The 11910-nt window shown below is 68.6% G+C and carries 11 protein-coding genes; all 11 read right to left on the bottom strand.

Annotated features, from left to right (window positions below; translation table 11 throughout):
- Positions 1-58: 58 nt before the first annotated feature.
- Positions 59-1345, bottom strand: a complete 1287-nt coding sequence (locus ACZ5Z0_RS00760) for a bifunctional phosphopantothenoylcysteine decarboxylase/phosphopantothenate synthase (RefSeq protein ID WP_464109457.1) — start codon at positions 1343-1345, stop codon at positions 59-61.
- A 26-nt stretch (positions 1346-1371) separates the two neighbouring features.
- The gene (rpoZ, locus tag ACZ5Z0_RS00755) at positions 1372-1635 is read right to left on the bottom strand and encodes a DNA-directed RNA polymerase subunit omega (protein WP_138769242.1); all 264 of its coding nucleotides are present in this window, start codon (positions 1633-1635) and stop codon (positions 1372-1374) included.
- Positions 1636-1674: 39 nt separating this feature from the next.
- Complete coding sequence (gene gmk / locus ACZ5Z0_RS00750) at positions 1675-2247, bottom strand: guanylate kinase (RefSeq protein ID WP_138769241.1); 573 nt, start codon at positions 2245-2247, stop codon at positions 1675-1677.
- Between the two features lie 39 nt (positions 2248-2286).
- Positions 2287-2604, bottom strand: coding sequence for an integration host factor, actinobacterial type (mihF, locus tag ACZ5Z0_RS00745; RefSeq protein ID WP_138769240.1), 318 nt, complete (start codon positions 2602-2604; stop codon positions 2287-2289).
- A gap of 236 nt (positions 2605-2840) precedes the next feature.
- Positions 2841-3656, bottom strand: a complete 816-nt coding sequence (gene pyrF, locus ACZ5Z0_RS00740) for an orotidine-5'-phosphate decarboxylase (RefSeq protein WP_464110670.1) — start codon at positions 3654-3656, stop codon at positions 2841-2843.
- A 55-nt stretch (positions 3657-3711) separates the two neighbouring features.
- A complete protein-coding gene (gene carB, locus ACZ5Z0_RS00735) occupies positions 3712-7038 on the bottom strand; it encodes a carbamoyl-phosphate synthase large subunit (RefSeq protein WP_464109456.1) in 3327 nt (1108 codons plus the stop codon).
- The gene (carA, locus tag ACZ5Z0_RS00730) at positions 7038-8270 is read right to left on the bottom strand and encodes a glutamine-hydrolyzing carbamoyl-phosphate synthase small subunit (protein WP_464109455.1); all 1233 of its coding nucleotides are present in this window, start codon (positions 8268-8270) and stop codon (positions 7038-7040) included. Before carA ends, carB begins: the two co-directional genes overlap by 1 nt.
- A 52-nt stretch (positions 8271-8322) precedes the next feature.
- Entirely contained in the window at positions 8323-8841 is a 519-nt protein-coding gene (locus tag ACZ5Z0_RS00725; RefSeq protein WP_464109454.1) for a PH-like domain-containing protein, read from the bottom strand.
- Positions 8841-10211 carry a dihydroorotase gene (locus tag ACZ5Z0_RS00720; protein WP_464109453.1) on the bottom strand — a complete coding sequence of 457 codons (1371 nt, stop codon included), beginning with the start codon at positions 10209-10211 and terminating at the stop codon, positions 8841-8843. Before ACZ5Z0_RS00720 ends, ACZ5Z0_RS00725 begins: the two co-directional genes overlap by 1 nt.
- The gene (locus ACZ5Z0_RS00715; RefSeq protein WP_464109452.1) at positions 10211-11218 is read right to left on the bottom strand and encodes an aspartate carbamoyltransferase catalytic subunit; all 1008 of its coding nucleotides are present in this window, start codon (positions 11216-11218) and stop codon (positions 10211-10213) included. Before ACZ5Z0_RS00715 ends, ACZ5Z0_RS00720 begins: the two co-directional genes overlap by 1 nt.
- Positions 11215-11823: a bifunctional pyr operon transcriptional regulator/uracil phosphoribosyltransferase PyrR gene (gene pyrR, locus ACZ5Z0_RS00710; RefSeq protein WP_138769234.1), complete on the bottom strand. Its 609-nt coding sequence runs from the start codon at positions 11821-11823 to the stop codon at positions 11215-11217. Before pyrR ends, ACZ5Z0_RS00715 begins: the two co-directional genes overlap by 4 nt.
- Positions 11824-11910 lie beyond the last annotated feature (87 nt).

The raw sequence follows: 11910 nt of genomic DNA, 5'->3' as shown, positions 1-11910 counted from the left end.
AAACGGGCGTCCGGCGGCGTGTGTCCCCCTGCTGAGGAGACCTTGATTACGCCAGCGCTCAAGCGGGCGGGACAACCCGGATCAACTCGGCGCTGATGCGGTCAATCACGGCAGCCGCAACGTCGGATTTGGAACCCGACGCCTCTTGGGGTTCGGAGCCGGACCGCGAAAGGATGACTACCTCGTTCGTGTCCTCGCCGAAGACCTTGTCCTGCCCCACGTGGTTGACCACCAGCAGGTCGCAGGCCTTGCGGCGCAACTTGGCGGCGGCGTACTCCAGGACGTCCCCGTCGGCGTCGCCGGTCTCGGCCGCGAAACCGACGATCAGCTGGTTCCGTGAGGCCGCGTCGCGGACCTCGACGAGCTCGCGGAGGATGTCCGGGTTGCGGACCAGAGAAATCACGGGATCGGCGCTGTCGTCCCGTTTCTTGATTTTGGTTCCCGAGACATCCGCGGGGCGGAAGTCCGCGACGGCGGCGGCCATGATCACGACGTCGGAGTCCGCGGCGGCATGCAGGGCGGCCTTGCGGAGTTCCAGGGCGGTTTCGACCCGCACCACCTCAACGCCGCCGGGCGCCGGGACGTCCATGTGGGCCGCAAGCAGCCGGACGCGGGCACCGGCCTCGCGGGCGGCGACGGCCAGCGCGACGCCCTGCTTGCCGGAGGAGCGGTTGCCCAGGAAACGGACCGGGTCGAGGGGCTCCCGGGTGCCGCCGGCGCTGATCGTCACGGTGAGGCCGGCCAGCGGCCCGCCGGCGGGGGCTGCACCCGAGGCGTGTTCGTCCGACGTCGTCAGGTCCGGTGCGTTGGGGACCGCGGGCGCGCCGGCCAGGGCCAGCGCGGCGGCGAAGATCGCCTCCGGTTCGGGCAGTCGGCCGGGACCGGAGTCCGTGCCGGTCAGCCGGCCGGTGGCGGGCTCAAGGACGGTGATGCCCCGGCTGCGGAGGGTTTCGACGTTGGCTTGGGTTGCCGGGTGGCGCCACATTTCGGTGTGCATGGCCGGGGCCATCAGGACCGGGCCGCCCGCCATCAGCAGCGTGTTGGTGAGCAGGTCGTTGGCTTGGCCGGTGGCGGCACGGGCCAGCAGGTCCGCGGTCGCCGGGGCGACGACGATCAGCTCCGCCTCGTGTCCCAGCCGGACATGGTTGACGGTGTGTACCTCGTCGAAGACGCTGTTACTGACCGGGTGCCCGGACAGTGCCTCCCAGGTGGCGACGCCAACGAACCGGGTGGCAGCCTCCGTGGGGATGACGGTGACGTCATGGCCGGCTTCGGTAAAAAGCCGGAGGAGCGACGCCACCTTGTAGGCGGCTATCCCTCCCCCGACTCCGAGGACTATGCGCACGTGACCTCCGTCAGGCAGCTGCGAAGTTACTCTGCTGCGGCTTCGATCGGCGTGGAAACGAGCTTGCCTTCGTTGATTTCGCGCAGGGCGATGGACAGCGACTTCTCGTTCAGCTTGGTGTCGACGAGCGGGCCGACGTACTCGAACAGGCCCTCGTGCAGCTGGGCGTAGTACGCGTTGATCTGGCGGGCGCGCTTGGCACCGAAAATCACCAGTCCGTACTTCGAGTCGGCGGCCTTCAGCAGCTCGTCGATCGGCGGGTTGATGATGCCTTCAAGGTTCGTGGACACGAATTCTCCAAATTCTAACGGGCCAATCCGACCCTGCGGTTAGTGCGGGTGCGGCGTTAGCCCCATGAGTGAAACAAGCTCATCCGCTGCCCGACGCACGTCATCATTGATGACCGTGTGATCGAACTCCGGTTCAGCGGCTAGTTCTACTTTACCGGTTTCCAGCCGCCGCTGCTGTTCCTCGGCGGATTCAGTGCCGCGCCCCACCAGGCGGCGCACCAATTCTTCCCAGCTGGGCGGGGCGAGGAAGACGAACTGCGCGTCCGGAACGGCCTTCTTCACCTGGCGCGCGCCCTGCAGGTCAATCTCCAGCAGCACCGACCGGCCCTCGGCAATTGCCGCGTCGACCGTGCTCTTGAGGGTGCCGTAGGTGTTTTGTCCGTGCACCACAGCCCACTCCAGCAGTTCTCCTGCCGCGACGAGGGCGTCGAACTCCTCCTTGGACTTGAAGTAGTAATGCACCCCGTCGATCTCACCCGGCCGCGGCGGGCGGGTGGTTGCGGACACTGAAAGCCAGACTTCGGGATAGTTGTCCCGAATGTAGGTGGACACGGTTCCTTTGCCGACGGCCGTCGGGCCGGCGAGGACTGTCAGTCCGGGTTTCTTGCTCACGTATTCCTTTGGGCGGTGGTGGAAGCTCGGCGGGCCGGGCTATTTCTCGTCTATAAAATCTATCAGCGCCCGGCGCTGGTGGATTCCCAGGCCCCGCACCCGCCGGGAAGCCGCGATGCCGAGCCGGTCCATGATCGCGGCGGCTCGCACGTGCCCGATGCCCGGCAGCGCCTCCAGCAGCTCCACGACCCGCATCCGGGCGATCGCCTCGTCCGTCTCCCCCGTGCCCAGCAGCTCGGCGATGGACAGTTCCCCCGCCTTCAGCCGTTCTTTCGCCGCCGCCCGAACCGCCCGGGCCGCGGCGGCCTTATGCAAGGCATCGGCACGCTCCTGCGGCGTAAGGGGTCGCAAGCTCACTGAGGTCCTCCCTGCATAGTCGGACGGCCCAAACAAAAGCGCTGCCCGGGCGAACCGTACAGCACCCCGGCTCGGACCACGGACTTCTCCTGAACCTACCTTCTGGCACAGGCTGAAATCAATGGATGATTGCTGCGCCAGTTTGCCGCAGATGGCCGGAAGACTGGCGCCCACAGCGGCCACCTGCGTCAACTGGTGGACCCGCCACCGGGCCCAAGGGTCGAACCGAGGGGCGGCTACGCTCCGCGGAGTTCGTCGAGGGTGCGCTGCGCGGCGTCCCGAAGCTCCCGGATCCCCGGCCCGGCGCCGAGGATGTCCCGGCTCGATGTGCCAAGCACCTGGCCGTAGGCGCTGCCGAACGTCCGGCGCAGGTCCGCGGCGGTGGCGCCCTGGGCGCCCAGGCCCGGCGCCAGAATCGGGCCGCGGACCGCCGCGAGGTCCAGGTCCAGGTCGGTCAGCGCCGAACCGACGGTCGCGCCGACGACGAGTCCGACGGAACCGAGGTCCCCGGCGTCCTGGTCAACGACGTACCGCTTGTTCTCCGCGGCGGCGGCCCGGACAATGCGCCGGGCCACGGAGTCCGCGCCGCCGACGTGCTGCACGGACGCCCCCTCGGGGTTTGAGGTCAGGGCCAGGACGAACACGCCCCTCCCGGCCTCCGCCGCGAGGTCAAGGGCCGGGCGGAGCGATTCGAAGCCCAGGTACGGGCTCAGCGTCACCGAGTCCGCGGCCAGGGCCGAGCCGTCCCGCAGCCACGCGTCCGCGTAAGCGGCCATGGTGGAGCCGATGTCGCCGCGCTTGGCGTCGGCGATGCTGAGCACCCCCGCCTCCGCGGCCGCCGCAAGGACCCGTTCCAGCACTGCCATGCCGGCCGAGCCGTGCCGCTCAAAGAGCGCCACCTGCGGCTTCACCGCGGCAGCGAGCGAGGCGACGGCGTCGAGGGCGGTCAGCGAAAAGCGCTCCAGCCCGCGGGCGTCGTCGGCCAGGCCCCAGCGCTGCAGCAGCGCCGGATGCGGGTCGACGCCCACGCAGAGCGGGCCGCGCTCCGCCATGGCCCGGCCCAGCCGGGAGCCGAAGGACTCCCGGCCGGCCGTGTCAGCGGCAGCCTCAGGCACCGGTGTTCGCTTCCTGCGCAACCCGTGCCTGTGAAGCGAACAGTGCCGCGGCGTGCTCCTGCAGGCTCGTGACGGACCACTCGTAGGTCCGCATGGCCTCGATGGCCTGGACGGCGGCGTTGAACTCGGCAACCGTCGTGATGCAGGGGATGCCGATCGACGTGGCGGCGGCACGGATTTCGTAGCCGTCGCCGCGGGCTTCGCCGCCGGACGGGGTGTTGAACACCATGTCGATCTCGCCGGCGACGATCAGGTCCGCGATGGTGCCCTCGCCCTCGGCGCTGGAGCCCTCCGCGACCTTGCGGACCGTGGTGGCCTGCAGGCCGTTGCGGCGCAGCACGTCGGCGGTGCCGCCGGTGGACACGATCTCGAACCCGAGGTCCGAGAGGCGCTTGACAGCCATGATGACGGCGCGCTTGTCCCGGTTCGCGACGGAGACGAAGACCTTGCCCTCGGTGGGCAGCGCGTTGTTCGCCGCGGCCTGGCTCTTGGCGAAGGCGGTGTCAAAGTGCTTGTCGATGCCCATGACCTCGCCGGTGGACCGCATTTCCGGGCCGAGGAGGGAGTCGACGACCTTGCCCTCGAGGGTGCGGAACCGGCTGAACGGCAACACGGCCTCCTTGACCGCCACGGGGGCGTCCAGGGGCAGGGTCGAGCCGTCCCCGGATTCCGGCAGCATCTTGTAGGCGGTACGGAGCTGGTTGATGGTGACGCCGGTGCCGATCAGGGCGGCGGCCTTGGCCATCTGGACGCCGGTGGCCTTGGAGACGAACGGCACCGTGCGGGAGGCGCGGGGGTTCGCTTCGAGGACGTACAGTACGTCGGAGGCGAGGGCGAACTGGATGTTGATCAGTCCGCGGACGCCGACGCCTTCGGCGATGGCCCGCGTGGCGGTCCGGACGCGGTCGATCACGTTGTTGCCGAGGGTGATCGGGGGCAGCACGCAGGCCGAGTCGCCGGAGTGGATGCCTGCTTCCTCGATGTGCTCCATGATGCCGCCGAGGTACAGATCCTTTCCGTCGTAGAGGGCGTCGACGTCGATCTCAACGGCGTCCTCCAGGAAGCGGTCGATCAGCACCGGGTGGTCCGGGGTGATTTCGGTGGCGTTGGCGATGTAGCGGGAGAGGTTGGGCTCGTCGTAGACGATCTCCATGCCGCGGCCGCCCAGGACGTAGGAGGGCCGGACCAGGACCGGGTAGCCGATCTCGTCGGCGATCTTCTTGGCGTCCTCGAAGGAGACGGCGGTGCCGTTCTTCGGGGAGATCAGTCCGGCCTCGTCGAGCACCCGGGAGAAGGCGCCGCGGTGCTCGGCCAGGTCGATGGCCTCCGGGGAGGTGCCGAGGATCGGCACGCCGGCGTCGGCGAGCTGCTGGGCGAGCTTGAGCGGGGTCTGGCCGCCGAGCTGTACGAACACGCCCATCACACCGCCGGTGCGTTCTTCGGCGGCGATGACCTCGAGGACGTCCTCCAGGGTGAGCGGTTCGAAGTAGAGCCGGGTGGATACGTCGTAGTCCGTGGAGACGGTCTCCGGGTTGCAGTTGACCATCACGGTCTCATAGCCGGCCTTGCGCAGCGCCATCGAGGCGTGCACGCAGGAGTAGTCGAACTCGATGCCCTGGCCGATCCGGTTCGGCCCGGAGCCGAGGATGATGATGGACGGTTTGGCGTGCAGCGCCACCTCGTCCTCTTCGTCGTAGGAGGAGTAGTGGTACGGGGTGTACGCGGCGAACTCGGCGGCGCAGGTGTCCACGGTCTTGTAGACCGGGCGGATGCCCAGGGCCTGCCGGACGCCGCGGACGACGTCCTCGGAGTTGTGCGTCAGGGAGCCGATCTGCGCGTCGGAGAAGCCGTGCCGCTTGGCGCGCTGGAGCATCTCCTGGGTCAGGGCGGTGGAGTGGCGGATCTCCTGCGAGATCTCGTTCAGCAGCTGGAGCTGGTCCAGGTACCAGGGGTCGATCTTGGAGGCCTCAAACAGCTGCTCCACGGTGGCGCCGCCAAGCAGCGCACGCTGGACCTGGTGCAGGCGTTCGGTGCTGGGGCGCTTGGCCTTCTCGATCAGTTCCGGGACTTCCCATTCCGGGACCGGGCTGAAGTCCAGCTGCGAGCCCTTCTGCTCCAACGACCGGAGCGCCTTCTGGAGGGCCTCGGTGAAGTTCCGGCCCATTGCCATGGCCTCGCCCACCGACTTCATGGTGGTGGTCAGGGTGGAGTCAGCGGCCGGGAACTTCTCGAAGGCGAAGCGCGGGACCTTGACGACGACGTAGTCGAGGGTCGGCTCGAAGGAGGCCGGGGTCTTCTGCGTGATGTCGTTCGGGATCTCGTCCAGGGTGTAGCCGAGCGAGAGTTTGGTGGCGATCTTAGCGATCGCGAAGCCGGTGGCCTTGGAGGCCAGCGCCGAGGAGCGGGAGACGCGGGGGTTCATCTCAATCACCACGACGCGGCCGGTGTCCGGCTCGACGGCGAACTGGATGTTGCAGCCGCCGGTGTCGACGCCGACTTCGCGGATCACGGCGATCGAGATGTCGCGCAGCCGCTGGTACTCGCGGTCTGTCAGGGTTAGCGCCGGGGCGACCGTGATGGAGTCGCCGGTGTGCACGCCCACCGGGTCGAAGTTCTCGATCGAGCAGACCACCACGACGTTGTCGTTCTTGTCCCGCATCATCTCGAGCTCGTATTCCTTCCAGCCGAGGATGCTCTCTTCGAGCAGCACCTCGGAGGTCGGGCTGTACTGCAGGCCCTGGCCGACGATCCGGCGCAGGTCCCCCTCGTTGTAGGCCAGGCCCGAGCCGAGGCCGCCCATCGTGAAGGAGGGCCGCACGACCATCGGGTAGCCAAGGTCCTCGGCCGCGGTGAGGGCCTCGTCCATGCTGTGGATGATGTGGCTGCGTGCCGATTCGGCGCCGCAGCGCTCCACCACGCCCTTGAACTTCTCGCGGTCCTCGCCGAGTTCGATCGCGGCGATGTTGGCGCCGATCAGCTCCACGTTGTACTTCTCCAGCACACCGTTCTTGTCCAGCGCGATCGCCGTGTTCAGCGCGGTCTGGCCACCCAGGGTGGGCAGCAGCGCGTCGGGGCGTTCCTTGGCGATGATCTTCTCAACCACCTCGGGGGTGATCGGTTCGATGTAGGTGGCGTCGGCGAACTCCGGGTCGGTCATGATGGTGGCCGGGTTGGAGTTGACGAGGATGACGCGCAGGCCTTCCTCCTTGAGGACGCGCAGTGCCTGCGTGCCGGAGTAGTCGAATTCGGCCGCCTGGCCGATCACGATCGGGCCGGAACCGATGACCAGGACGCTCTTAAGGTCAGTTCTCTTGGGCATTACTTCTTGTCCTCAGTCTTGGAGTCGGTGGAAGTCTTGATGTCCGCTGTCTTGGTGTCCGCCATCAGCTCGATGAAGCGGTCGAAGAGGTAGGCGGCGTCGTGGGGGCCGGCGGCAGCCTCGGGGTGGTACTGGACCGAGAAGGCGGGGATGTCCAGGCAGGACAGGCCCTCGACGACGTCGTCGTTGAGGCTCACGTGGCTGACCTCGACGCGGCCGAAGCGCTCCTCCGGGGCCTGCGTGGCGCCCTCGAGCGGGGCGTCGACGGCGAAGCCGTGGTTCTGCGAGGTGATTTCGACCTTGCCGGTGCGGCGGTCCATCACGGGCTGGTTGATGCCGCGGTGGCCGTAGCGGAGCTTGTAGGTTCCGAAGCCCAGGGCACGGCCCAGGATCTGGTTGCCGAAGCAGATGCCGAAGTAGGGCAGCTTGGCGTCCAGCACGGAGCGGAGCAGGTTGACCTGGCTGTCGGCGGTGGCGGGGTCGCCGGGACCGTTGGACATGAAGACGCCGTCCGGGTTGACGGCTTGGACGTCCTCGAGCGTGGCGGTGGCAGGCAGGACGTGGACCCGGACGCCGCGTTCGGCGAAGCGGATCGGGGTCATGCGCTTGATGCCAAGGTCGATCGCGGCGATGCTGAACCGCGGCTCGCCCTCCCAGCCCCAATCAGCGGGTTCGACAGTGTAGGCAGTGTCGACGCTGACTTCCTCGGCGAGCCGGGAGCCTTCCATCGGCGCGCTGGCCAGCACGGCGTCCACCAGTTCCTTGTCGGTGGCGGCTGCGGCGTCGCCGGAGAAGATCCCGGCGCGCATGGTCTTGTGTTCGCGCAGGTGCCGGGTGATGGCACGGGTGTCAACGCCCTGGATACCCACGATGCCCTGGTCGACGAGCTCTTCGTCCAGGCTGCGTTCCGAGCGCCAGTTGGAGGGCCGGCGGGCCGCGTCGCGAACGATGTAGCCGGCCACCCAGATGCGCCGGGACTCGGCGTCGTCCTTGTTCACGCCGGTGTTGCCGATGTGCGGGGCGGTCTGCACCACGAGCTGGCGGGCGTAGGAGGGGTCGGTGATGGTCTCCTGGTAACCGGTCATGCCAGTCGCGAAGACCGCTTCGCCGAGCGTGGTGCCGGTGGCGCCGTAGCTGCGTCCGCGGAAGATCCGGCCGTCCTCGAGGACGAGCACGGCGGGGGTGGATGCGTTTGCTGTCACTGTTTTTTCGATCACTGTTTCTTCTGACACTGCTGTTTCTGACACTGATTCTTCTGACACTTCGTTGAGATCCGTCACGTCGTTACTTTCCACTATCGGCTTCTGCCTGAGGGGCTGCGGAGATCAAATCTTGGAGGGTGGCCAGGAGGAGGGCCTTGTCCTCGGCCCGTCGGGTCCGGAAGCCGGTGTCCAGCTCCTTGGCACCGAGCATCCAGCTGAGCACCAGGAGCCCGTCTTTTTCGACGAACTTCCCGGCCATGCCGCTTTCCTGCCGGACTCCGGTGAGCCGGCCGGCGGGAATGAAGACCGGGCCGGCCCCGGAACGGTCGAAGAGCACGCCTTCGGGGTGGACGCTGAGCCCGGCGTTGGTGCGCAGGCCGAGCTGGTGGACGGCGATCCGGTCCAGCCAGTCGCCGGCGGTGGTGGTGGCCACGTACTGGCCGTCGGCGGCGGCCAGCGGCCCGCCCAGCCCGGCGGGAACCGCGGGCAGGGGTTCGACGTCGGCCTGGCGCCGGAGCCGGTTCCGCCAGCCGAGCCAGATCAGGACCAGCGCGACGCCGATCAGGACCAGCGTGAACAGGAGGGAGAGTTCCTTGACCATCAGGGGCGGCCCGCTGCCGCGGTGTCGGTGGTCTCTGCCGGGTACCGGTACGGCGTGTTGAGTTCGCCGTTCAGGACCGTGGGATGTCCCTTGAAGAAGGTGGCCACCACCTTGCCCGGGAGTTCCCGGCCGGCAAACGGAGAGTTACGGCCCATGGTTGCCATCTTAGAAGGGTCCACGGTCCAGCGCGCAGCCGGGTCCACGAGTGTGACGTTGGCGGGTTCGCCGGCCTCCAGCGGCCTGCCCTGGTCCTCCAGCCGGCCGATCGCGGCGGGCGTGGTGGAGGTCACGCGGGCGAAGTCCGCCCAGCCCATCAGCCCGGTCTCGATCATGGTGTGCTGCACCACGGAGAGCGCGGTTTCCAGCCCGGTCATGCCCATCGCCGCCTGCGCCCACTCGCATTCCTTGTGCTCGCTGGGGTGCGGGGCGTGGTCGGTGCCGACGACGTCGATCGTGCCGTCCGCCAGCGCGGCACGCAGGGCCTGGACATCCTCGTCGGTGCGCAGCGGCGGGTTGACTTTGTAGACCGGGTCGTAGCTGCGGACCAGCTCGTCGGTCAGCCACAGGTGGTGCGGCGTGACCTCGGCCGTGACATTGATGCCTCGCGACTTGGCCCAGCGCACGATTTCCACGGAGCCCGCAGTGGAGACGTGGCAGACGTGCAGCCGGGATCCGACGTGCTGGGCCAGCAGGACGTCGCGGGCGATGATGCTTTCCTCGGCGACGGCGGGCCAGCCGGTGAGCCCGAGCACGGCGGAGACCACGCCCTCGTTCATTTGCGCGCCGGCGGTGAGCCGGGGTTCCTGCGCGTGCTGGGCGACGACGCCGTCGAATGCCTTGACGTATTCCAGCGCGCGGCGCATCAGCACGGGGTCGCTGACGCAGATGCCGTCGTCGGAGAAGACCCGGACCCGGGCGCGGGAGTCGGCCATGGCGCCGAGTTCGGCGAGTTGCTCGCCGGCCAGGCCGACGGTGACGGCGCCCACCGGGCGGACGTCCACCCAGCCGGCCGTGCGGCCGAGGGTGAGGACCTGCTCGACGACGCCGGCGGTGTCCGCCACCGGGGTGCTGTTGGCCATCGCGTGCACCGCGGTGTAGCCGCCCAGCGCCGCGGCACGGGTGCCGGTCTCGACCGTCTCGGCGTCTTCGCGGCCGGGTTCGCGCAGGTGGGTGTGGATGTCCACCATGCCGGGCAGGGCCACGAGGCCGGCGGCCTCAATGACGGTGGCCCCGTCCGCGTCGAGGTCCTGCCCGCGGGCCGCGATGACGCCGTCGCGGATCAGCAGGTCCTCGGGTGCTCCGCCGAGGATGGCGGCGCCCCGGATGAGGTAGGCGCCGGCGCTGCCTTGGTCCTGTTGCTGTGATGCCATCAGTGGCTCTCCTTGGAGTAGGCGGCGGGTGAGGTTGCTGGTTCGCGGGTGTCACCGGAGAGCAGCAGGTAGAGGGCGGCCATCCGGACGGACACGCCGTTGCGCACCTGTGCCAGCACGGTGGAACGGGGCGAGTCGGCGGCGGCCGAGGAAATTTCCAGCCCGCGGTTCATCGGGCCGGGGTGCATGATGATGGTGTCCTTGAGCCCCAGGCTGTCGAGGGCCCGGAGCCGGTTGTCATCAAAACCCCAGCGCCGCGAGTACTCGCGGGTGGTCGGGAAAAACGAGGCGTTCATCCGCTCGCCCTGCACGCGGAGCATCATCATCGCGTCCACGCCGCCGGCGAGGGTCTCGTCCAGGTCGTAGCTGATGGTGCAGGGCCACTGTTCGACGCCGACGGGCAGCAGGGTGGGCGGTGCCACGAGGGTCACTTCCGCGCCCAGGGTCCGGAGCAGCCAGACGTTGGAGCGGGCCACGCGGGAGTGCAGCACGTCCCCGGCGATCGCGACGCGCATGCCCGTCAGGTCCGCCCCGGCGGAGGGGGTGCCGGCGAGTTTGGACCAGTGCCGCCGCATGGTGAAAGCGTCCAGCAGGGCCTGGGTGGGGTGCTCGTGGGTGCCGTCGCCGGCGTTGATCACGGCGGCGTCGATCCAGTCGGTCGCCGCCAGCCGGTGCGGCGCGCCGGAGGCCCAGTGCCGGATGACGACGGCGTCGGCCCCCATCGCGGCGAGCGTCTGGGCCGTGTCCTTGAGCGATTCGCCTTTGGAGACGGAGGAACCCTTCGCGGCGAAGTTGATGACGTCCGCCGAGAGCCGCTTGGCGGCCGCCTCGAAGGAGATGCGGGTGCGGGTGGAGTCCTCGAAGAACAGGTTGACCACGGTGCGGCCGCGCAGAGCCGGGAGCTTCTTGACCTCGCGCTCCCCCACGGCAGCCATCTCTTCGGCGGTGTCGAGGATGCGGATGGCGTTGGCGCGGCCGAGGTCCTCGGTGGAGAGCAGGTGCCTCATGCGGTGGCCTCGATGACGACCTCGTCCACGGCGGCACCGTCGGCCCCGGCCGCGGAATCGGTTTCCTCGAGCCGGACCCGGACCTTCTCCGCGGAGGAGGTGGGGAGGTTCTTGCCGACGTGGTCTGCGCGGATCGGCAGCTCCCGGTGGCCGCGGTCGATCAGGACGGCGAGCCGGACGATCCGGGGCCGTCCAAGGTCGATGATCGCGTCCAGCGCGGCGCGGATGGTGCGGCCGGAGTACAGGACGTCGTCGATCAGCACCACGACTTTGTTGTCGATTCCGGTGCGGGGCAACTGGGTGGGGTACGGCGGCCTGGTGGGCTGGTGCGAGAGGTCGTCGCGGAACATGGTGACATCCAGCTGGCCGACGATGGCGGCCGGGTCCACACTGGGATCTGCGGCGGCGATCTTGGCGGCGAGACGCACGGCGAGCGGGTAACCCCGCCGCGGGATGCCCAGCAGGACCAGGTCCTGGGAGCCCTTGTTGGACTCAAGAATCTCATGGGCGATACGAGTGAGTGCACGGTCGATGTCAGCCTGGTTGAGGACAACCCTGCTGAGCTGGACCTTGGCCGGAACCGGTGCTTCTGGAACAGAAGTCAACGCTCGTCTCCCCTTTCCCCGCCTCACGGGACGGAATTAAAAAAGGATCATTTGCTCTTTCAAATTACCACACGGGCAGCCGCCGCC

The sequence above is a fragment of the Arthrobacter sp. T2-23 genome (genome assembly GCF_055398325.1).
Note: the sequence above shows the minus strand (reverse complement) of the source record. Positions and strands in the feature narration are given on the sequence as shown.